Annotated in this window: 17 protein-coding genes; 12 read left to right on the top strand and 5 right to left on the bottom strand. The window is 72.9% G+C overall.

All coding sequences use genetic code 11. The features are described from left to right. Positions 1-76 precede the first annotated feature (76 nt). Both FOF52_RS21665 and FOF52_RS21660 read left to right on the top strand, forming a co-directional pair. Complete coding sequence (locus FOF52_RS21665; protein WP_248591732.1) at positions 77-2,599, top strand: McrB family protein; 2,523 nt, start codon at positions 77-79, stop codon at positions 2,597-2,599. Next, on the top strand, positions 2,596-4,131 hold the full coding sequence (locus FOF52_RS21660) for an McrC family protein (protein ID WP_248591731.1): 1,536 nt from the start codon (positions 2,596-2,598) through the stop codon (positions 4,129-4,131). Before FOF52_RS21665 ends, FOF52_RS21660 begins: the two co-directional genes overlap by 4 nt. 486 nt (positions 4,132-4,617) lie before the next feature. Here FOF52_RS21660 and pglW read toward each other — a convergent pair whose 3' ends face one another. Both pglW and FOF52_RS21650 read right to left on the bottom strand, forming a co-directional pair. Continuing rightward, positions 4,618-8,895: a BREX system serine/threonine kinase PglW gene (gene pglW, locus FOF52_RS21655; RefSeq protein WP_248591730.1), complete on the bottom strand. Its 4,278-nt coding sequence runs from the start codon at positions 8,893-8,895 to the stop codon at positions 4,618-4,620. A 130-nt stretch (positions 8,896-9,025) separates the two neighbouring features. Beyond that, positions 9,026-9,649, bottom strand: a complete 624-nt coding sequence (locus tag FOF52_RS21650) for a dihydrofolate reductase family protein (RefSeq protein ID WP_248591729.1) — start codon at positions 9,647-9,649, stop codon at positions 9,026-9,028. A 364-nt stretch (positions 9,650-10,013) separates the two neighbouring features. Here FOF52_RS21650 and FOF52_RS21645 point away from each other — a divergent pair, with 364 nt between their 5' ends. Next, positions 10,014-10,934 carry a type IV toxin-antitoxin system AbiEi family antitoxin domain-containing protein gene (locus FOF52_RS21645; RefSeq protein ID WP_248591728.1) on the top strand — a complete coding sequence of 307 codons (921 nt, stop codon included), beginning with the start codon at positions 10,014-10,016 and terminating at the stop codon, positions 10,932-10,934. A 32-nt stretch (positions 10,935-10,966) separates the two neighbouring features. Here FOF52_RS21645 and FOF52_RS21640 read toward each other — a convergent pair whose 3' ends face one another. Next, complete coding sequence (locus tag FOF52_RS21640; RefSeq protein ID WP_248591727.1) at positions 10,967-12,151, bottom strand: 3'-5' exonuclease; 1,185 nt, start codon at positions 12,149-12,151, stop codon at positions 10,967-10,969. Positions 12,152-12,484: 333 nt separating this feature from the next. On the opposite strand from FOF52_RS21640, the gene FOF52_RS21635 reads away from it, so the two are divergent. The 6 genes from FOF52_RS21635 to FOF52_RS21610 all read left to right on the top strand — a co-directional run bounded on the left by FOF52_RS21635 (position 12,485) and on the right by FOF52_RS21610 (position 17,631). Beyond that, positions 12,485-13,888 (top strand): dihydrolipoyl dehydrogenase family protein, encoded by a 1,404-nt coding sequence (locus tag FOF52_RS21635; RefSeq protein ID WP_248591726.1) that lies wholly within the window; start codon positions 12,485-12,487, stop codon positions 13,886-13,888. Positions 13,889-14,036: 148 nt separating this feature from the next. Then, positions 14,037-14,324: a hypothetical protein gene (locus tag FOF52_RS21630; RefSeq protein WP_248591725.1), complete on the top strand. Its 288-nt coding sequence runs from the start codon at positions 14,037-14,039 to the stop codon at positions 14,322-14,324. A gap of 88 nt (positions 14,325-14,412) precedes the next feature. Continuing rightward, positions 14,413-15,333 carry a helix-turn-helix transcriptional regulator gene (locus FOF52_RS21625; RefSeq protein WP_248591724.1) on the top strand — a complete coding sequence of 307 codons (921 nt, stop codon included), beginning with the start codon at positions 14,413-14,415 and terminating at the stop codon, positions 15,331-15,333. A gap of 248 nt (positions 15,334-15,581) precedes the next feature. Then, complete coding sequence (locus tag FOF52_RS21620; RefSeq protein WP_248591723.1) at positions 15,582-16,121, top strand: hypothetical protein; 540 nt, start codon at positions 15,582-15,584, stop codon at positions 16,119-16,121. A 60-nt stretch (positions 16,122-16,181) separates the two neighbouring features. Further along, positions 16,182-16,718 (top strand): hypothetical protein, encoded by a 537-nt coding sequence (locus FOF52_RS21615; protein WP_248591722.1) that lies wholly within the window; start codon positions 16,182-16,184, stop codon positions 16,716-16,718. Between the two features lie 166 nt (positions 16,719-16,884). Next, positions 16,885-17,631 (top strand): hypothetical protein, encoded by a 747-nt coding sequence (locus tag FOF52_RS21610; RefSeq protein ID WP_248591721.1) that lies wholly within the window; start codon positions 16,885-16,887, stop codon positions 17,629-17,631. A 44-nt stretch (positions 17,632-17,675) separates the two neighbouring features. Here FOF52_RS21610 and FOF52_RS21605 read toward each other — a convergent pair whose 3' ends face one another. Together FOF52_RS21605 and FOF52_RS21600 are read right to left on the bottom strand one after the other, a co-directional pair. Next, positions 17,676-18,425, bottom strand: coding sequence for an SDR family NAD(P)-dependent oxidoreductase (locus FOF52_RS21605; protein WP_248591720.1), 750 nt, complete (start codon positions 18,423-18,425; stop codon positions 17,676-17,678). A 126-nt stretch (positions 18,426-18,551) separates the two neighbouring features. Further along, positions 18,552-18,977, bottom strand: coding sequence for an OsmC family protein (locus FOF52_RS21600; RefSeq protein ID WP_248591719.1), 426 nt, complete (start codon positions 18,975-18,977; stop codon positions 18,552-18,554). Between the two features lie 405 nt (positions 18,978-19,382). On the opposite strand from FOF52_RS21600, the gene pfkB reads away from it, so the two are divergent. The 3 genes from pfkB (at position 19,383) to FOF52_RS21585 (ending at position 22,081) form a co-directional block, all read left to right on the top strand. Beyond that, positions 19,383-20,369 carry a 1-phosphofructokinase gene (gene pfkB, locus FOF52_RS21595; protein WP_248591718.1) on the top strand — a complete coding sequence of 329 codons (987 nt, stop codon included), beginning with the start codon at positions 19,383-19,385 and terminating at the stop codon, positions 20,367-20,369. Positions 20,370-20,465: 96 nt separating this feature from the next. Beyond that, entirely contained in the window at positions 20,466-21,377 is a 912-nt protein-coding gene (locus FOF52_RS21590) for a DUF72 domain-containing protein (RefSeq protein ID WP_248591717.1), read from the top strand. Between the two features lie 125 nt (positions 21,378-21,502). Further along, positions 21,503-22,081, top strand: coding sequence for an LURP-one-related family protein (locus FOF52_RS21585; protein WP_248591716.1), 579 nt, complete (start codon positions 21,503-21,505; stop codon positions 22,079-22,081). Positions 22,082-22,106: the final 25 nt, after the last annotated feature.

The following is a 22,106-nucleotide window of genomic DNA, read 5'->3' as shown; positions in this document are numbered from 1 at the left end:
CTTCTGTCCCACGCTTCGGGCATGATGTGCCTCGCGTGCACGCCTTCCGTGAATTCCCCAAAAGATCGGAGGCCCCGTGGACAGCGCACCGGAACCGGACGAGGAACTGTCGGCGTCCCCCGCCACCGGGAAGAACGAACTCGTCGCCTTCGACGGCTGGCTGTGGGAGTTCCAGCCCTCCCCCGGATGGGTGCTCATTCCGAAGAGCAGCACCGTCATCCACCACTCCGAGGACTGCCAGCACGTCCGCGTCGCGGCGGACTACCGGCGCGTCCCCGACCCCGACCGCACCCTGGGCCGCGGACTCCTCGAGGCCCAGCGGACCGGTAAGAGGGCGGCTCAGGAGTTCGCCCGCTCCCACGGCCTGGTCAACGACCAGGGCACTCCCCTGTACGTCTGTGTGCGGTGCGTGCTGCGTCTGGTGCACAAGAACGCTCGGGGGATGAACTTCCGCCCTCTGAAGAGGCGGCTCAGCCGGGCTCTGAGGGCGTTCGACCGCGCTTCCCACGCCCGTGACGTCGCCGAGGCCGGGCAGCAGATCGAACGGGTGCAGCGGGAGTTCCCCCTGGCTGACTGGTCCGAGATGCCGGTGGAACGCTACGCGCTCGGTCACCCCGACCGGCCGGACAACTTCTGCCGACTCGTCGAGTTCCAGACTCCCGCGCTCGGCAGCATCAGCGGCGGCAGTGCGGGCAAGCACATCATCTACTACCGCAAGAACGAGCAGCGGTGGCACCACGACGCCGCCTTCGCCGACGTGAACGAGGCGTGGCAGGACCTCCGCGGCGGGTTCGTGGCGGCGTTCGCCGCCACAGCGGAGGGACGGGTCTCCGACATCGACGGCATCAGGGCACTGCGGTCCGGACCGGCGATGGCCAGCAAGACGCTCTTCTGCTACTTCCCCGACCGCCTGCTGCCCGTCTACTCCCGTGACCACCGGCGGCACTTCATCGAACTGCTCAGCGGCGAGAAGGCCACCGACCTCGACGTCTTCACGTCGCACCAGCACCTCAAGGAACTCGTCGACACTCACCACGTCCTGTCCGAATGGCACCCGATCGAGGTGATGCGCTTCCTGTACTGGTGGGCTGATCCGCGCGCGAGCATCACCACGCTGCACGTCGCGCCGGCCCGACCGGACCGGTACTGGGACGACTGTCTGAGAGGCGGCTACATCTGCGTCGGCGGGGACACGGTGGGGGACCTCACCGCCTACGCTTCCGAAGAGGACCTCGCCGCGGCGTTCGCGCGCTCCCGGCCCGACGCCCCCATGGGAGGCCGCGCCGAGGAGGCCCGGAAATCGGCTTCGGAGCTGTGGCTGCTCACCCAACTGCAACCGGGTGACCGGATCGTCGCCCACCAGGGTGCGGACCGGGTCCTGGCTGTCGGCACGGTGACCGACGACGGCTACGTCTGGCGCGCCGACCGCCCGGAGTTCCGGCACACGGTGTCCGTCGAATGGGACACGTCCTACCGGCAGACCCTGCCCAGGCCGGAGAAACGCTGGACGTCGGCCGTCGTGGGCACCGTTTCGGCCTCCCTGTGGAGGACGATCGAACGGAACGCCGCACACCCCGGTGCCACGTCCCGGCCGGACGCCGCCCCCGCCGCCGCAGTCCCCCTCCCACCGCCGGAGCCCCTGTTCGAGAAGCTCACCGTCGAACTGGAACGCAAGGGCCAGGCCGTGCTGTACGGCCCGCCGGGCACCGGCAAGACCTTCACCGTGCTGCGGTTCGCACTGTGGTGGCTCGCCCAACGGGTGGCTCCCCACCTGGACCCGCTGGCCGACTACGGCACCGGGGAGTTCCGCGACGCAATCACCGAACTGTCCCGGCCCGGCGAGCACGGGACGGGGCACCTGACGCAGATCACCTTCCACCCCGCCTACGGGTACGAGGACTTCATCGAGGGGTTCCGTCCAGTCCGGGGCGACGGCGACGGGTTGCGGCTGGAACTGGTCGACGGGGTCTTCAAACGGGTGTGCCGGGCCGCAGAGGCGAACCCGGGCCTGCCCTACCTGGTGGTGGTCGACGAGATCAACCGCGGCGACCTGCCCCGGATCTTCGGCGAGCTGATCACCCTGGTCGAACGGGACAAACGCGGCCTGCCCGTGGTGCTGCCGCAGAGCGGGGAGAAGTTCACGGTCCCGTCCAACGTCCACCTCCTCGGCACCATGAACACCGCCGACCGCAGCATCCGCCTGCTCGACGCGGCGCTGCGCCGCCGGTTCGCCTTCGTCGAACTGCTGCCCGACCCGGAAGTGCTGGCCGACAGCCACGTGGGCCGTGTGGACCTCGGCGACCTGCTGCGCAGACTCAACGAGCGGGTGGTGGCGGAGTTCGGCCGGGAACGCCAGATCGGCCACTCCTTCTTCCTTCCCGGCGGCAGGGTCGTCGACGACGAGGCCACCCTGGCCGCGGTGATCCGCGCCGAGGTGCTGCCCATCCTGCAGGAGTACGCCTACGACGACTACACCCTGCTGGCCGGACTCCTCGGACAGCGGATCGTGGACGCGGCGAACTACCGGCTGCACGACCTCACCGACGAGGAACTCGTGGCGGCCCTCTACGCCGAACTGCTGGTGAAGAGCAAACGATGACGGAGGAGATCACCCTCACCGAGTACCAGTCCCTCACCATCAGCGGCCTGTCGCCCACCGAGGCCGACCAGTCCCTGGCCCAGGACCGTGAGCTGCGCAAACGGCTGCGGCTGGACTGGCTCGCGGACGGGAACCTGAAAATCCGGGCCACCTCGTACGTCGGGGTGGTGGAACTGGACTGCGCGCGTGTTCGCGTGGTGCCCAAACTGGCGGGCGACGAACTGAACGTCCTGCGGATGGTCGACTACACGGACAGATTGAACTCCCTGCCCTCACTGGACCTGCTCCGGTCGCTGCCAGTTGAGGGACTGCACCTGCGCGACCTGGTGTGCCAACTGCTCACCGTCGAATGCGAGAACCTACTGGCCCGCGGGCCGCGCCGCGACTACGTGCGCCGGGAGGAAGCCCTTCCCGCCGTGCGCGGGCGGCTGCTGCCCGACCGCCAGGTACTGCGCCAGTTCGGCCGTCTGGACCGGTTGGAGTGCCGGTTCGAGGAGTTCGACAGCGACATCCTGGACAACCGGCTGTGCGCGTCCGGGCTGGCGGTCGCGGCCCGCACCGCCGACGACGCGGGTGTGCGGGCGCGGGCCCGCCGGGTGGCCGCCGACTTCGCCGCGCTGAGCCCGCCCGCCAGGCTGGACCCGCGCGAAGTGCGTCCCAGGCTGGACTACCACCGTCACAACAGCCACTACCGCGCCGCACACCACTGGGCGCTGAGTCTGCTGGGCAGGGGTGGTTTCGCCGACCTCTACAGCAGCGACATCGGCAGGGGGCGGGTCTTCCTCGTCGACATGAACACGCTGTTCGAGAGGTTCATCACCCAACTGCTGCGGGAGGGGGCGAAAAACAGCGGGATCACGGCCCACGGCCAGTACAGGAACCGCAGGGTGATCCGCGACGAGGCGACCGGACGCTGCTACACCGAGGTCCGCCCCGACGTCCTGCTGACCCGCAGCGCGGGATCGGATGCCTGGCAACTGCCCGTCGACATCAAGTACAAGCTCTACGCGGACCGCAGGATCAGCCAGGGCGACCTGTACCAGCTGTTCCTCTACGCGTCCGCGTTGAGCAGCGGGACTACCCCGGCGGCGGCCTGCGCGCTGTATCCGACAACGGCCGACACGCCACCGGTCGGCCTGTCGGTACGGCATGTCGACGGTTCCCCGCTCGCCCGGATCAGGACCGTGGCCGTCAACCTGCCCGCGCTTCTGGAGAACCTGGACGACACGGCGGGCCACGACCTCCGCGGTCCTCGGAGCCGTCCCGTAGTCCACGCGGCCGTGTCGCCACCGCCCTCCCGCACGTCCGGCCGCGACGGTGGCGGCACGGCCGGGGCCGTGACCCGGCGAATCCTGGTGGCCCACTCGTCCCGGCACCGTTCCCACCCGCACACCGACTCAAGCGAATTCCGCCGAACCACAAAGGGAACCTCCGGAGAATTGTCCGTGTCCGATTTCGGAGGACATTTTCCGATGGTCGTGAGAAACCTCCGTTCCACGGAAGTTTCGGCGGTCCTGCGCTCCGGGGAATGACGGTGCACTTCCCACTCCTCCCCGGAATCACCTCATACGTCATTGCGACGTTTTCGGAGGTACGGCCAGAAACCTGCTCCGCCGCCTGCGGCGGGTTCAGTCCCATGCCGCACACGAAGGCGTCGGGTGGACGGTGCTGGCCAACAGCCGGGCCAGGCAGATCCACCGTCCGCCGGGTTTCCGGTGACCGTCGGCCCGGTCTTCGGGTGTCAACCTCCTCCCGGGAGGCGGAAGGCACCGCCGAGGCCGACTTCTGTTCCCCCGGGCAGAGAGGTGTTCAAACGCAGACTCATCGGCGGCCTGTGGAGGACACGCGCGGCCACGTCGGGACGGCCCACCGACGCGGGTGCTGCGCACCACGACGCGATCCGCTAGGAGGGTGCGCCGCCTGACCGGGTGCAACGCCGCTCCGAGGAACTCCACCGTGTCCTGCGCGAAGACGTCAGTCCCCGGAATCGGTGGTCCAGCCCCCGGGGCTCCTCCTGATCACCCCGCCAGCGCCGTCTCCGTCGCGCCGAAACCGCGGGGCAGCCGCACCTGCTCCGCCTCGGTGATCGCGCCCGCCGACTCGTCGTCGAGGCGGGCCGGGCGCCGCGGATCGCCCATCGGGCACAGCAGCCACAGGCCGTGCGGCGCGGTGCCGCTCTCCCGGGCCTGCTGGGCGAGGGTGCGCAGCAGGTCGCGGCCTGCCGGGTAGCGGGCCAGCGGGGTGGCGCCGTGCAGGAAGACGGGACGGTCGGGGCCCGCCGCGCGGACACGGTCGCCGAGGATCGCGCACGCCTCGGCGACCATGTTGCCGAACTCCGGGGGCCCGCCGGGGACGTCGGCGGCGACCACCACGTCCCACGGGGGTCCGCCGTACTGCTCGATCATCTCGGTGAGGATCCGCACGAACTCCGCGGCGACGTCGAACGCGGCGACGTCGGGGCGGTCGGCCAGCAGCGCCGCCACCCGTTCGGCGTCCCCCAGCGACGTCTTGACGGCGAGGTAGCCGCCCCGGGCCGCCGCCTGGTCGAGACGGCGGCTCGCCCGCTCGTGCTCTCCCGGGGCCTCCAGCACACCGCCGGTGGTGGAGGTGTGCGTGGCGGACCGGGAGCTGACCACGGCGGGCAGGTACCAGTACTCGGTGCCGTCGGGGGCGCGGCGGCTGGCGAGGTTGTGGAAGCGTTTCCGCAGCTGCGTGCGCAGCTCGTGCTCGTTGGGCAGGTCCAGCTGCGGGAACCGGGCCCGTACCCGGTCGAGGATCTGCTGCGGGGTGACGCCGGGGGCGCCGAGGTAGCTGACGGCCTGGGCGACGTCGAGTGCCCGCATGAGGCCCAGCGACCGCGGATACAGTTCCAGGCGCGCGGTGACCCGGGCGTTCTCCGAGGCCGCGGCGGCCAGGGTGACCAGGTCGACGTCGGACAGCGGCGTCATCCCCCGCTTGGTGGGGACGGCGCGCAGTGCGGCACGCACGTCCGCCGGAGCGGGCAGCGGGGCGGTGTCGTCGAACCGCACCAGCCGGTCGGCCTCGCGGCCCAGCGCCACCGCGTAGTCGAGCAGGTCGGCTTCGACCGGGACGTTCGGGTCGTCGTCGACGACCTGGGCGACGAGCACACTCGCGGTGTCGGTGTGCGAACGGACCCGCCGCAGCACGAACGCGGGCTCCTCCAGGCGTTCCTCGCACTCGGCCACCACCCGCACCGCCGCCAGGGCGTAGGCGGCGCGGGTCTCGGGGATCTCGGCGGTGGTGCCGCGCAGGCTGAGCAGTTCGTCGGCGATCTGCCGCACCTCGCGGAGGCGGCCGTGCCGGGCGAGGATCGCCACGATGTCGTCGCGCACCGCCGTGCGCAGGACGCTCTTCTCCCAGTGCCGACGCGCGGCCGCCAGGTGCCGCGACACCGACACCTGTTTCAGGCCGAGCCGTTCGGCGACCTCCTTCTGGGTGCGCCACACCGGTTGGGCGAGGGCGTCCTCGGGCAGGCCGAGCAGCTCCCGGGCGGTGCGCACCCAGTCGCGGTTCTTGTCGGTGGTCTTCGGCAGGAACTGGCGGATCACCTTGTCGAGGCTGGCCTGCTGCTTGGCCAGGGTCCTGTCGTCGGTGTCGCCGTCCACGGACAGTTTCGCGCTGACCGGCACGACGGGCTCGGCCTGCGCCAGCTTCCTGCGCCACCGGTTGACCTGGCCGGCCAGTTCGTTGCGGGCCCGCAGGGGCACCCCGCGCATGCGGCGGATCTCGGCGACCGGTTTCTCCAGCAGGTCGCCGACCGTCTCGCAGCGCAGCAGGCGGACGGCCGCGTCCAGGGCGTCGGGGCTGAGTCCCGCCTGGTACAGCGGGGTTGTGGAGGTGGCGTTCTCGGCGTTGCGCCGGCGGGTGGTCTCGTCGTCCGCCGCGGCCGCGGCGGCGCTGTCGGGGGTGGTGACCGGCCGGTCCTCGACCTCCTGGAAGGCCCGTTCCCAGGCGTCGCGCATCTCCGCGAGCGTGTCGAACCGGTTCTCGGGCCTGCGGTGCAGGGCACGCCGGAAGAAGCTGGTGAGCGGCCTGCGGACCTGGTCGGGGAAGTCCTCCTCGCTCAACCGGGGGTGCTGGACGTCGTCGGGCAGGAAACGCGGTTCGACGCCGTCCTCGCTCCACACCGGGAGCTCGCCGGAGGCCATCTCGTGCAGGGTGACCGCGATGGCGTAGCGTTCGGCGGCGCTGTCGTAGCCGCGTTCCTTCCCCTCGGGGTCGAGGAACGGGTCGAGGTAGCCGGGGGTTCCGGCCCGGGTGTCCCTGGTGGGGGTCCCCGCCAGGGAGAAGTCGAACAGCACCAGTTCGCGGCTCTTCTTGTTGCGTTCGCGCACCCCCAGGTTGGCGGGTTTGATGTCGCGGTGGAAGACCCGCTGGTCCTCCAGGTAGTCGGCGACCTCGAACAGGTCGACGCCGAAGCGGCGCAGCTCCTCGACGCCGAGCCCGCCCTCCAGGCGCAGGTAGTCGGCGAGGGTGAGGTCTCCGGCGAGTTCGAGCTGCAGAGCGGTGCGTTCGCCGATGGCCAGGACCGGGTCCTCGCCGACCGTCGCGACGATCCGGCGGTCGCGCAGCTTCTGGAGCTGTTCGGCCTCCCGGCGCAGCTTGTCCGCGGCGCTGTCGCTGACCGCCACCTTGAAGACGCGCTGCTCGCCGTCGCGTGCCACGAGCAGCGCGCGGGAGGTGGCGCCCCTGCCGAGGACGCTCTCCACCTTCCAGCCCTCGACGACCTCCTGGCCCTTGACCGCGACGAGCGGGTCGGTGACGACGTCGGGACGGGTCAGGAACTCCTCGATCTCGTCGATGCGGCGGAGGAACTCGCGGGGGGAGCGGGTGCGTTCGGCGGGGGTGCGCCGGGTGGCCTCGCGCACCAGGGTGTCCATGGCCGGGAGGATGTCGTCGTCGACCGCGGCGGGGGCGAGTTCGCCGTGCTCCCGGATGTGTCCGCTGACCTCCTGGCGGTTCTGGCCCGGCGGGCGGCCGGTGAAGACGAGGAAGGCCAGCGCGCCCAGGCCGAACATGTCGAGCGCGCGCGGGTCGCCGTCGAAGGCGGGGAACTCGGGGGCGAGGTAGGCCTGCGCGGCGGCCTCGACGTGGTCGGCCAGGGCGCGCACCGCCGTGGCCTCTCCCAGGTGGTGGGTGGCGGTCCGGGTGGTGTGCCCGCTGCTGCCGAACGCGGTGCCCCGGCGCGCGGCGACCTGCCAGTCGGCGATGCGCAGCCGCGGGTAGTTGCCGTCGAGTTCCACCCAGACGCTGCGGGCGGCCAGGGCGCGGTGGAACAGCCGGTTGCGGTGGGCGTGGTTGACCGCCTCGGCGAGCTGGCGGACCATCTCGATGCGGGTGTAGGCGTCCAGGTCGGCGCCGTTCTCCTGCATGTAGTGGTCGAGGCGCTGCCAGTTCTTGCGGTGCTCGAACACGATCGCCGGGCCGCGGCCGTCGATCACCTCGTAGTGTTCGGCCTTGACGATGCCTTCGTGTGCGACGCCGTCGAGGGAGCGGAACTCGCGTTCGGCGGCCCGCCGCACCGACTCCCTGGCCGTGTCGTCCTCGGCGGTGCCGTAGTGGTAGACGCGCACCCGGCCCTGCTTGCTCTTGAGCACCGTGTGCTGGCCGAGGTAGTCGGTCCAGGTGGGGCCGCTGTCGAACGCCCGGCCGTCCAGGACGTAGGAGCCGACCTCCAGGCTGCGGGGGATGGACTTCGCCCCGATCTCCTCCATCAGCCGGGTGATGGAGCGGAAGAACACGTGGTCGGGGCCGCGGCGTCCGGTGTGCCGGTCGAGCAGCCCGCTCCAGATGCCGGGCAGCCCGGTCTGCTTCTCCAGCTTCTCGCGGCCGTAGACGTGCTGCCGCTGGATGTCGTCGAACTCGCAGCGCAGGTCGGGGGCGGACAGGAAGACGGCGGGCGTGAAGTACGGCGACCGGTAGTCGTGGATCCGGAGCCTGCGGGCCGCGCGCTCCAGTTGGCTCTTGAGTTCCTTGGCCTTCTGGTTGGTGAGGTGGAGCGGGTTGTCGATGGTGCGGACGCGGTCGCCGTAGAACGTCCACGTGCCGCCGCGGTTGGCGGCCCGCCCCGGGTGGCTCTTGATCTCGACGAGGAACGCCCCGGCCGGGGTGACGACGAACAGGTCGCACTCGCGGATCTGCCCGGAGTCCGCGGTGAAGGAGAAGCACTGCCAGGCGCGGTAGGGCTCGCGCTGCGGCATCAGCGCCCGGATGTGTTCGAGGGCCTCCTGCTCCCACACGTGCTCGGAGCGCTGCCCCCACCACCGGTCGGCCATCGACACGCCTCCCTGCCACGACTACTACGGGCGAAGAATAGCCCCTGGCGGGGACAGGCGCCGTGCGAAGCGGGCAACCGTGGACGGACCGGGCCACGCGGTACGGCCGGGAGCGGCCGACGGGGTCCGCTCAGGGCTCCGCAGTGCCGACTTCGCCGGTGTGCACCTGCCCGGCGGGGCGGTAGGTGTGGAGCACGACGCCGGTTCCGGTCGTCGCCGTGTCGACGAGGCTCAGCGCCTTCGGTGCGGTCCCCTCCGGGAACAGGCGTTGGCCGCGCCCCAGGAGCACCGGGCAGATCCACAACCGGTACTCGTCGACGAGGTCGTGGGCGACGAGTGTGCGCAGCAGGCCGCCGCTGCCGTGGACCTGGACCTCCCGGGCGGTGCGGCGTTTCAGCTCGGCGACCCGCGCGGGCAGGTCGTCGGCGAGCAGGGTGGTATCGGCCCACTCGGCGCGGTCCAGGGTGCGGGAGGCGACGTACTTGGGCAGGGTGTTCAGCGGCCCGGCGACCGGGTCGTCGGCGTCGGTGACGCGCGGCCAGTACGCCGCGAAGATCTCGTAGGTCCTGCGTCCCAGGAGGAAGGCGTCGGCCCGGGCGAACCATTCGGCGATGCGCCCGTTCATGTCCTCGTCGACGTAGGGGGCCAGCCAGCCGCCCAGGTCGAATCCGCCCTCGCGGTCCTCGTCGGGCCCTCCCGGCGCCTGCATGACGCCGTCCAGGGACAGGAACGTGGTGGCGGTCAGCGTGCCCATGGCGGGGCTCCCTCCGAGCTGTGACAGGTCGCCCGCCCGCTACCCGCGTCCCCGGTCGGCTATCCGGGTGTCTCGGGAAACCCCGGGTGCTCTCCTCCCCGGCGCCGTCAGGGCGGCCGGGGGCGGTGCCGCGGACGGGGCCGCCCCCGGTCGGCCGGGCGGTCAGTCCGGCGCCGGTCCGTCCTCGGGGCCGCGCGCTGAGTCCCCGTCCGCGCGCCCCTGCCGGAGAGCCCCGGACGGCCGGGGCCCGGGACGGACGGCCGTGCCCGGTCCCGGCAGCTCCTCGACGGGTGGGCCGGCGGGGTTGTCCACAGCCCGCGAATCCGGTCGGCCGCACCCCGGGGACGGGACGCATGATCGGCGCATGGACACGATTCGGGCCGCGAGCGCGTTCGCGGCCGCACAGTACGGGGTCATCAGCCGGAGGCAGGCGCTGCGCCACGGCGTCACCGGCCCGCTGCTGCGCTCCCTGGTGCGCCAGGGCGCGTGGCTCCCGCTGCACCGGGACGTCTACCTGGTCGGGGAGCACACGTCCGCCACCGAGCGGGGCCGTCTGCTGGCCGCGGTGACGGCGGCGCAGCTGGCGTGGGGGCCCGCGGCGGTCGCCAGCACGCACACCGCCGCCCGCCTGTGGCGGCTGCGGGGGCTGCCGCCCTGGCCGGGGGACGTGCACCTGACCGTGCCCGCGTCACGGTCCCGGCGCGGCGGGGGCGGGGTCGTCGAGCACTTCTGGGCCACCGGTCCCGGCGAGGTCACCGTGTACGGTCCGCTGCGGGTGACCACGCCGCAGCGGACCCTGCGCGACGTGCTGGTGGACACCGACCGCGCCACCGCTGTGTGCCTGCTCGACTCCGCTCTCAACCAGGGGCTCGTCCGCGCCGCGGACCTGCCCGCGCTCGCCGCCGCCAACGCCGGCCGCCCCGGCAGCGCCCGTTCCCGGCCGTGGTGGACGCTGGCCGACGGCCGGGCGCGGAGTCCGCTGGAGACCCGGATCAGGCTGGTGTGCGTCGACGGCGGCGTGCCGCCCGACGCTGTGCGGCACCCGTTCCACGACGCGCGGGGCCGTCTCGTCGCCGTCGGCGCCCTGTGGTGGGAGGACCGTCGGCTGCTCGTCGAGGCCGACGAAGGAGGGCGGTCCGAGCCGGCGGGGGCCCCGCGCCGCGACCGTCGCCGCGACGCCCTGGAACTCGCCGTCCCCGGTATCCGCATCGTCCGCTTCACCTGGTCCGACCTGCGCGATCCGGACCGGATCCTGAGTGTCGTCCGCGGCCTGCGCGTCCGGTGACCGGGGTCGCGCGGACGGGGCCGCCGCTGCGTTCAGACCACCCACACCACGTACTGCCAGGCCACGGCGAGCACGAGCAGGACGGTCACGAACAGGACGGTTTTCATCTCCCACCTCGGCTTCTCCAACTCCTTGCGGGAGCCGGCCTCCGGCGGGTCGATGACGAGGTCCTCCGGGGTGGTGTCGCCGGGCTCGGCGAACTGGACGCGGTACTCCTCCGGGGTCAGTTCGCGCGGCCGCCACACCTGCCGCCAGTCGGGCGCCGCGGTCCCGCCGTGTCCGCCGACCCCCACGGCGACCGTACCGGCCGTGCCGCCGCTGGTCGCGCCGACGCGCTGGGGGAGCCGCGCGAGCGCCTCGCGGTGCACCTCGCGGGCGGTGTGCTGGGTGAGTCCGGCGCGGGCGGCCAGCATCGCCAGCCGCTCGGCGTGCTCCGCCGGAACCGTGCCGTCGGCGGTGAACTGCTCCAGCGCCATGCGGTAGTTGGCGAGCCCGTCCGGGCGGGGGTGCGGCGCGTTGTTCATCAGGGGCAGTCGCGCGGCCAGTGCGTCGAGGTCGTCCTCGGCCGCCCGGCGGGGGATGGCGGCGCGCGGTGCGACGTCGCCCCCGCAGGCCAGCATCGGCAGGGCCGCCGACACGGGCCCCTCCCAGCCCAGCGGCTGGGGGGCGGTGGTGAGCAGGGTCGCCAGCATCGCGGCGAGGCAGCGGGCGTCCTCCAGGGCGTGGTGCTCTGCGACCGGCCACTGCCCCGTCAGGGTCCGGCACAGCGAGTCGAAGCGGTGGTCGGGGTGCTTCAGGTGGGTGCGGAAGGCGGTCAGGGTGCACAGGCCCGGCAGGTTGGTCAGGGGGATGCCGAGGAGGTCGAACTCGGCGGCGAGGAACCGTTCGGCGGCGAAGAGGTCGTGGCCGACGACGACGGCGTCGCCGAGGTAGCTGACCAGGTCCCCGGCGATCTGCTCGAATCCGGGCACGCCCACCATCCAGGCGTCGGTGATCCCGTGGAGTTCGGTGTTGCCCACGGGGATCCCCGGGTTGACGAGGGTGGCGTACTCGTCGAGGACGGTGCCGTCGCCGCGCATCCGTACCACGGCCACCTCGCACAGGCGCGCCCCCCAGTCCACGTCCAGGCCGGTCGTCTGCAGGGCGAGGACGGCGAAGGTGAGCTCACGCGGGTCGGCTCCACCGTCCCTGGTGAGACGGCCGTAGTGAAAAACCATGGGGGACCTCCGGGGGATGACGTGACCCAAGGATCGTAGACCCGGCGCCCCTCGAAGCGGGTGGAAACCGGATTGTCGGACCTCCGTGGTTTCGTCCGGCATCGCCCCCGGTGGCGGTGTGGGAGCAGTCCCGGGGGCTGGACCACGGTCCCCGCGCGAAACCGCGCCTGCCTCCCCAGCCGTCCCGGGCGATGGCCTGCGCGGACGCGGGCGGTCGTCCGGGGTGTCGTCGCGCCCCCCGCGTACCGCTGCCGTGCGGCCCCGCCGTTTCCCGGTTCCGTCCCGTGTCAGCGGGTAGCCGCCTGGACAGACCCGTGGGAGGGGAGGGGCGTGGTGCGTTCTTTCGATGTCGTGATCCTGGGTGCCGGCGCCGGAGCGAAACTGGTCTGGAACGGGGTGCGGGGCCGCTCGGTGGCCGTGGTGGAACCGGCTCTGGTCGGCGGCCGCTGCCCGTTCCTCGCCTGTGTGCCGAGCAAGGCGATGCTGCGGGCCGCCACCGCGTGGCGGCTGGCCCGGGAGGGCAGGTTCACCGGGCTGTTCACCGGCGCGGTCCCGGCACGGGAGGCCTACTCCCGGGCGGTGGCCCACCGGGAGCGTCTGGTCAACGGGCGGGACGACGGCGCGGCCGCCGCCGCGCTGGAACGGACCGGGGCCGAACTGCTGCGCGGCCGGGGCCGTGTCGTCCGGCCCGGCGTGGTGGAGGTGGCGGACACCGAGGTCGGCTACCGCGACCTGGTGCTCAACACTGGTTCGGTCCCCGAGGTCCCCGACGTTCCCGGGCTCGCCGAGTGCCCGACGTGGACCAGCGAGCAGGCGATGAGCACCGACGAGTATCCCGAGTCCCTCCTGGTGCTGGGCGGCGGTGCGGTGGGCTGCGAGACGGCGTACCTGTTCGCCGCGTTCGGGTGCGCGGTGACGCTCGTCCAGCGCGGCCCCCGCCTGATCCCGCGGGAGGAGGACGAGGCGTCCGAGGAGGTGGCGCAGGCCCTGGAACGGGTCGGGGTCCGGGTGCTGCGGAACACGACGCCGACCGGGGCCCGGCGGCACGGGGGCGGCGCCCGGGTGCGGCTGGCCGACGGACGGACGGTGGAGGCCTCCCGGATCCTGTTCGCGACGGGTCGGAGACCGGACACCTCCGGTCTGGGCCTGGAGGTGCTGGGGCTTCACCCGGAACCGGGGGCGCCCCTGACCGTCGACGACCGCTGCCGGGTCGCGGGTGCGCAGAACCTGTGGGCGGTCGGTGACGTCACGGGGGTCTCGCCGTTCACCCACACCGCGCACTACCAGGGGCGGGTCGTCGCGGCCAACCTGTCCGGGCACGTCGTGCGCGCCGACTACCGCGGGGTGCCGCGCACGGTCTACACCGATCCGGTGCTGGCCTCGGTCGGGCACACCGAGGCGTCGGCCCGCGCGGCGGGTGTCGACCCGCTCGTCGCCGCCTTCCCGGTCTCCGGCACGGTCCGCTCGGCCATCGACGACGCGCGGGAAGGCTGGGTGAAACTGGTGGCGGACTCCGCGCGCGGCGTCCTCGTCGGGGCGACCGCCGTGGGCGGACGGGCGGAGGAGTGGATCTCGGAGGTCTCCCAGGCGGTGCGCGCCGAACTTCCGGTGGCGACCCTGGTGGACACCGTGCACCCGTTCCCGACCTTCAGCGAGGCGTTGGAGGGGCCGCTGTGGGAGCTCGCCTCCCGCCTGCCCCGTGCCGTCGCCCCCGCCGCGGTGAGTGGAGCGGGCTGAGCCGCCGCGGGACCGGTCTGTCCGGCAGTGGGGGTCTCCTCCTGGAATACTGGGTTTCCCGTGTCCTGCCCCGGTTGAGGTGGTTCACGGGCCCCCCGGATCGGCCGCTGCCGAGCCGCGCCCCTTCGACAGGTCGGGAGTCCCGCAGTTGACCGGTAAGGAGCTCAACCCCTCCGCACACCAGAAGAGCGAGGTCCGCGAAGTGCTGCGGACGCTGGTGGCGGACGGGTGGACGCTCCACGGCGAGGGCCACTGGGGGCGGCTGCGCTGTCCGTGCGGCTGTTCCCGCATCCAGGTGCCGGGCACGCCCCGCAACCCCGGCCAGGCGGCCCGGCGCATTCTCCGGGAGGCGCGGCGTTGCCCGCTGCCCCCCGACGACCCGAGGCGCGCTCCCGTACGGGAGGAGCCGGACGGCCGCCCCGCCCAGCCTCGTTGACGTTCGTCAACAGCGGTGCGAGACTGGAGGGCGGCCGGGCGCCCGCCCTCCCCCACCAGTCGCGCCCGCCCTCCGGAAAGGGAACGCGTTGCCCGACTACGAGTTCGTCTTCGTTGTGGACGGGATCAGCCTCGACGACCACGCCGCCGTCGGCGCCCTCACCGACGAACTGGACGCCGTACTGTCCTGCTCCCACGGGGTGCACCGCATGACGGTCTCGGGCAGCGGACCGGATGCGGTCGCCGCCGCCGGGGCCGTGGTGGCGCGTGCCCGGACACTCGCTCCCGCGATGCGGATCCTGCGCCTGGACCCCGACCTGGTCGGCGTGTCCGACATCGCCGAGCGCACCGGCCGCAGCCGCCAGAACGTCACCCAGTGGGTGCACGGGCAGCGCCGCGACAAAGCCCCCTTCCCCGCCCCGGAGGGCACCGTCGGCCGGTCCCTGGTGTGGCTGTGGTCGGAGGTCAACGCCTGGCTGCGCGGGATCGGCCTGGACGACGGCGAGAACCGGCCCACCCGGGCCGAGGCCACCGAGATCGACTGGCTGCTGCGGCACGGCGCACGGCCGATCCGGGTCAGCCTCGACGTGGACTTCGACATGCTGCCCGGCCGCGAGGACACCCCGGACATCGCCACACGCCTGGTGGAGCACGCCCGCCACACCCCCCGCTTCATCGAGTACCTGCTGCGGCATCCGCAGGTCCGGGACGCCCGGGGCCGCCACACCGTCGTGGTGTGCTCGCCCGACGACCAGGCCGCGGCGGTCTTCGCCCGCCTGCGCGCCCACGGCCGCCCGGTGGTGGTCGCGACCATCACCACCGGGGTCTTCGCCCAGGTCGTCAGCGCGGCCCGGCGGCCGGGAAGCGTCCCGGTGGAACTGCCGGCGGGGGCGACGGTGCGCGACTGGATCGGCCTGGTCGCCCTCTACCCGGACCGGGAGTTCTCCGCTGGAGCCGACGACCTGGGCGCGGTCGCGGAGGGCGACCCCCTGGAGTTCGCGTCACGGTGACGTCCCTTGGGAAACCGCGCTGCCCGCCCCGGGCTCCGCGGGGAGCCGGCAAAGCGGCCGCCCCCGTGGCGGAGGGGCACCACTGCAGTCGGAAGGGACGCCGCCGGACGTGATGCGGGGGTTCCGGGAGCGGAGGGCGGAGCTGGAGCCGTGGCGCCAGGCGGCCATGGCCGCGGGAGACGGGGAACGCGGATCGCTCCGGTGTTCTGCCGGCCGCCTCGGCCGAGGAGCAGCGCGACCACCGCACCGTGGCCGACATCCTGTGGGCCCCGGCCCGCGACAGCGCGGAGTTCACGCTCGCCGCAGCCGAGGAACCCTCCGCGCGGATCCGGCCCTACCCCGACGACGAGGACGGGGAGGACGAGGAGACCGCCCACGCCCAGCACGATCCGGTGCACCGGAAGGTCCACGTCCTCCAGGGGTGTCCACCTGACGCTCCTACGCCCGGCACGGCAGGCTTCCCGTGGGGCCCGGATCGGCGCCGGCCAGGCTCTCGACACCGCCGACGCGATCGGCCAGTCCGTACGCGGACGGCTTCCCCGGGAATCGCGCCCCCCGACCCCTCCGAACCGTTCGTCGACGCCGCGAAGGACATCCTCCGTACCGGCCTGGACCCGCTCCACACGGTCCCGGACCGCGCCGGGGCCGTCGCCGCGGTCCGCGCCCGGTCCGAACACCAGGCCGCCCTCCTCGCCGGGGCCCTGCTGCCGCACCGGGTCCGGGAACGCGGCTGGAGCGCCGCCGACCTGCGCGCCGCCCACGGCGTTCGGCGGGTCCGCGCCACCTGACCCGGCGGGCGTGCCCCGGCGGCGCTCCCCGCGGGGCGCCGAACCCGGTACGGTCGGACCGTGAGCGGTGAGCGCAGCGCGTACCTGATGGTGATCGGCGACCGGGAGGCGCTGGCGTGGGTGCTGTCCACCCGGCAGACCGCGTTCCCCGCCGCGCGGGCGGGCCAGGCCTCCCGGCTGTCCGCCGGGGACGAACTGCTCATCTACACCACCCGCGGCTGCTTCCGCAATCCCACCCGTGACCGGGGCCGCGTCGTCGCGCTCGCCACCGTGGCCGCCCCCGTCACCCGCGACACCGCCCCGGTGCGGTTCGGCGACCGCGAGTACCCGCTGCGCTGCCCGCTGCGCGTCACCGAACTGGCGCCGTTCGGCACGGGACCGGTCCTCGCCGACCACGTGGCGGCACTGCACGCCTTCCCCGACCCCCGCTCGTGGAGCGTGCGGCTGCGCCGCCCCCTGGTGCTGCTCGACGCGCACGACCGCGATCTCCTGGTCGGCCTGCTGCGTCCGGACCTCGTCCCCCTCGACGACGCCCTTGCCGAGTACCTGCGCCGCGGCGCCCCGGTCCGGCGGTCCCACCGGGCCGCGCCTCCGTGAGGACCGTCCCCGGCCGTCGTCCCGGACCCGGTTTCCGGTCCTCCGGTCCCGTGGTCACCGGTGCGCCGGAACCCCGGTGACGACGGGGGTTCTGAGCGCCGTGGTCGATAATGGTCCGACGGTCATTGTTCCGCCCGACATCGCACGGAATGGGATTCAGACACCAATGGACCCGGACGCCACCCAGGTACTGACCTGGACCGGAGAATTCGCCACCCCCGAGGACCCCATCCCGCAGTGGGAGGCTGACGCGCGCAGCCAGCTGCACACGGCGCTGGAGCAGCTCACCGGACCGCTGGAGGACCTCGTGGCCAGGGACGCCAACGAGGGCGACACCCGTCTGCTGATCACCGACTTCCTCAGCGAGGGACTGGGGTACAACAAGTACGACGAGGTGACCACCGAGTACCGCACCAAGAACGACGCCGTCGACTACGGGCTGAAAGTCGGGGACGAGGTCTTCGCCCTGGTCGAGGCGAAGCGGTGCGGCCAGGACATCAGCGCGCGCAACCTGCGCCCGGCGCGGCTCAGCGCCGCGGCCGAGGGCGTCCAGTGGCTGGTGCTCACCAACGGCCGGGCGTGGCAGGTCTACCACGCGGAGACGGCCGAGGACTCCCCCATGCTGATCCTGGAGGTCGACCTGCTGGGGGAGGCCGAGCCGAAGACCAAGGTGGACGCCCTGTTCCACCTGAGCCGGGCCGCCGTCGCCAACGGGCGGCTGAACACCCTGCTGGAGTGGCGTCGGGCGTTGGCCGGCGCACCGCTGGCCGAGGTGGTGCAGAGCCCGACCGTGGTCGAGGCCATCCGCTCCGAGGTGCGCCGCCGCACCGAGCACGTCGGCCACATCGGGGACTTCGACGACGTCCTGCGCGCCCTGCGCGAGGAGGTCATCCCCCAGCGGCTGCTGGACTGACCCGTGCCGCCGCCCCGCCGCGGACCTGCGGCGGGGCGGCGTGGTCAGCGGGCCAGGTAGCCGCCGTCGACCGCGTAGTAGGAGCCGGTGACGAAGCTCGACGCGTCGCTGGCGAGCCAGCCGACCAGTTCGGCGACCTCCTCGGCGGTGCCCAGGCGGCCGACCGGGTGCCGGGCGAGGAGCTCGGCCTCCTTCGCCTCGTCGAGCCCGGCCTCCAGCAGCGGGGTGCGGACGAACCCCGGGCCGACGGCGTTGACCCGGATCCGTTCGGCGGCGTGGTCGAGTGCCGCCGCCCTGGTGAGGCCGACCACCCCGTGCTTGGCCGCGACGTAGGCGCCGGCCAGGGGGTGTCCGACCTGTCCCAGGACCGACGTGATGTTGACGATCGAACCGCCGCCGCCGTGGCGCATCGCCCGGATCGCGGCACGTGTGCCGTGGAAGACCCCGTCGAGGTTGACGCTCATCACCCTGCGCCAGCTCTCGGTGTCGTAGTCGCCCACCGGAACCGGATCGCCGCTGACGCCCGCGTTGTTGACCATGACGTGCACCGCCCCGAACCGTTCGACGGCCGTGTCGACCAGGGCGTCGACAGAGCCCGGGTCGGTGACGTCGGTGCGTACCGCGAGTGTGTCGCCCCCGACCGCGCGCGCGGCGCGGGCGGCGGCTTCCGCGTCGATGTCGGCGAGGACGACCCGTGCTCCCGAGGCGGCGAGCACCCTGGCGCACGCCAGTCCGATTCCTGATGCCGCGCCCGTGACCACCGCGACTCTGCCGTCGAGTCCGTAGTCGACCACCCGTTCGTTCGCCTCCTTTCCTCCGGTCCCGCCGGAGGGCCCCGCCCCCCGGTCCCCGGACGCGCCGTACGCCGAAGCGGGCGGCCCCACGAGTCCGCCGGACCGCCCGCTTCCTCCCGCTCCCGGTCAGGCCAGGGCGGCGTCCAGGGTGATGGGCGTGGCCGCCAGGGCCTTGCTGACCGGGCAGCCCTCCTTGGCGCCCTCGGCCGCCTTGACGAAGTCGTCGGCGGAGATGCCGGGGACCTCGCCGCGGACGACCAGGTGGATGCCCTTGATGCCCTCACCCGGCTGGAAGGTGACCTGGGCCTGGGTGTTCAGCTTGGTCGCCGGGGTGCCGGCCTTGGCCAGGGCGTTGCTCAGGGCCATGGAGAAGCAGGAGGAGTGGGCGGCGGCGATCAGCTCCTCGGGACTGGTGAGGCCGCCGTGGGACTCGGCGCGGGCCTTCCAGGTGACCTGCTGCTCGGGCAGGTCGGAGGAGTCGAAGAAGACGGTTCCGCTGCCCTCGAACAGGGTTCCCTGCCACTCGGTGTGGGCGTTGGAGACGATCGGCATGGCAGACTCCCGAATCTCGGTTTCTGTTCCGTACTGGACTGTGGCTGTTCGACCGGGTGCGCGGTGCTTGCCCGGTCCGGCGCACCGGTAGTGCGCCCGGGAACGATCATTCCTGATCCGTGTCGGCTTCCGGTACGGCAGGGGCCCGCAACGCCTCCGTGTCGTGTTCGGTCCGGTCGGCTTCCGGACGGTGGAGGGCGCGGTCCCGGCCCGCCCCTAACCCGCCGCGGGGTCGTTGGCGCCCGTGCGGGACGGCGTGCCCGGTACGGCCACAATTCACCCCCGGTCCCCGATTGGTTTAGACCTTTCCGTCTACGATGGGAGCGGCCCCCCGGGCCGGCGAGCGCCCGGGCCCGGACCGGGAGCCGCCGGGATCGACCACCGCCGACCCAGAAGAGAGCGCGCATGATCCTCACAGTCACGCCCAATCCCAGTGTCGACCGCACCCTGGAGATCGACGCCTATGTCCGCGGCGCGGTGCTGCGCATCCACACCGCCATGGCGCACGCGGGAGGCAAGGGCGTCAACGTCTCCCGCGCCCTGCGCAACCACGGCGCCCAGACCGTCGCGGTGCTCCCCGTGGGCGGCGCCGAGGGAGCCCAGCTCACCGCCCTGCTGGGCGAGCACGGCATCGCCGCGGTGACGGTTCCCGTGGCGGCCGTGACCCGGTGCAACATCACCACCGCCGAGGCCGACGGCACCACCACCCAGCTCAACGTCGCCGGGGCGGCCCTCAGCGAGGCCGAGGTCGCGGCGCTGCTGCGGGCGGCCGAGTCCCAGCTGCGGCACCGTCCGGCGTGGCTGGTGGCGGGCGGCAGCCTGCCCCAGGGCGCCCCCGCCGACTTCTACGTGCGGCTGTCGGCGCTGGCGCGCCGGTACGGCGTCCCGATCGCCGTGGACACCTCCGGTGCGCCGCTGGTCGAGACGGTGCGGGCGGGCGCGGCCGACCTGCTCAAGCCCAACCACCACGAACTCGCCGAGCTGCTGGGACGGGAACTGACCACGCTCGGCGAGGTCGTGGACGCCACCCGCGAGGTGCTGTCCTGGGGCAACGGCGCGGCGCTGGTGACGCTGGGCGACTGCGGGGCGCTGCTGGTGGAGCCGGAACGCGTCTGGTGGGCGGGCGGGCCGCCGGTCGTGCCGCGCAGCACCGTGGGCGCCGGGGACAGCGCCCTGGCGGGCTACCTGTTCGACGACGCCGCGCCCGAGGACCGGCTGCGGCGCGCGGTGGCCTGGGGGAGCGCGGCGGTCTCGCTGCCCGGCACGACCATTCCCGGCCCCGGCGACGTGAGCGACGACGGTGTCGTGGTGGTCGCCGAACCCGACCCGTCCCTGCCCGTCTCCGACCTGCCCGCGAAGCTGGGCTCGGGAGCCGCGCGCAGCTCGGCGTGAGCGGGGCGGCCGCGCCGTGTCCGCCGTCCCGTCCCGCTTCCCGGGACGGCGACCCCAGCCTCGCGTCCAACCGGTCACCCTGGGTAACTTCGTCCCATGAGCGACATCAGAACAGGCACCGCGTCGTGGACGGACCCCTCACTGATCGAGTCCGGCTGGTACCCGGACGAGGCCACCACCCCCGAGCGGCGGCTCGGCCACTACGCCTCCCGGTTCCCGATCGTGGAGGTCGACTCCACCTACTACGCGCTTCCCAGCGAGTCGGTCTCACGGCTGTGGGTGGAGCGCACCCCCGACGGCTTCACCTTCAACATCAAGGCCTTCTCCCTGTTCACCCACCATCCCACCCGGGTGTCGGCGCTCCCGGTGGAGCTGCACGGGGCGGCGGCCAACGCCATCAACCGCAAGGGCAACCTCTACCTGCGCGACGCGTCGCGGGCTCTGGTGGACCAGGTGTGGGAGCGCTTCCGGGCCGCGTTGGAGCCGCTGCGGCGCTCCGGCCGGCTCGGCGCGGTGCTCTTCCAGTTCCCGCAGTGGTTCCCCTACGGCGAAGCCAACCTGCGCTACCTGCTGGAGTGCCGGGACCGGTGCGCGCCGCTGCGGGTGTGCGTGGAGTTCCGCAACCGCACCTGGCTGGACGCCGAGCACCGGGAGCGGACCCTGGGCTTCCTGCGCGAGCACGACCTGCCCTACGTGTGCGTGGACATGCCGCAGGGCCACACCAGTTCGGTCCCGCCCCTCGCCGAGGCCGTCTCCGACCTGGCGGTGGTGCGCTTCCACGGCCGCTCCGAGCACTGGACCAGCGGTGACAAGCGGCGGCGGTTCGGGTACCGCTACTCCGACGAGGAGCTGGCCGAGTGGGTGCCCCGGGTGGGCGCCCTCGCCGAGCGGGCCTCCTCGGTGCACGTGCTGTTCAACAACTGCCTGCGCGACTACGCCGTGCGCAACGCCGAGCGGTTCACGGAGCTGCTGCGCGCGGCCGGCCTGCCGGTGCGTCCCGCGCCGTGACCTCCCCCGCCGCAGAAGGTAACGAAAACGCATCGACGCCCCGAACCAGGAACCCGGTGGCCCGTCCGCCCATCGGAAGGTGCGGTTTCCCTCCCGAAACCGGACACTCCCGAACGAAGGCGAACATGGACTTCCACCAGCTTCAGAGCCTGCCGCGGATGATCATGCGACAGCGCATCCGCCCCGTGGTCAACCAGTACGAGTTCCGCGCCGTCAACCCCGACGGCAGCGAGGGGCAGCTCCTGGCGTTCGCCCAGCAGAAGCGGTTGGCCTTCAGGGAGCAGGTCACCCTCTACACCGACGACAGCAAGCAGTCGCCGGTCCTGGGCTTCAAGGCGCGCAACGTCATCGACCTGGGCGCCACCTACGACGTCTTCGATGCCTCCGGCGCCCCCATCGGCCTGTTCCGCAAGGACTTCAAGCAGTCCCTGCTGCGTTCCACCTGGCACCTGGAGCAGCCGGGCCTGGCCCAGACCACCGGGCAGGAGCGCAACGTCGCGCTCGCCGTGCTGCGCCGCTTCGTCGACGCGCTCTCCTTCGTGCCCTACCACTTCGACTTCGTCCGCGACGGGAGCGTCGTGTTCTCGGTGGACAAGAGGTGGGGCATCCGCGACCGCTACACCATCGAGATCCCCGATCCGCACGTCGACCGGCGGCTGGTGATCGCCATGTCGGTGGCGATCGACGCGCTCCAGGGCCGCTGACCCCGGCGATAATGGTCCTTCGACC

The organism is Thermobifida alba (genome assembly GCF_023208015.1).
GTDB lineage: Bacteria > Actinomycetota > Actinomycetes > Streptosporangiales > Streptosporangiaceae > Thermobifida > Thermobifida alba.
Note: the sequence above shows the minus strand (reverse complement) of the source record. Positions and strands in the feature narration are given on the sequence as shown.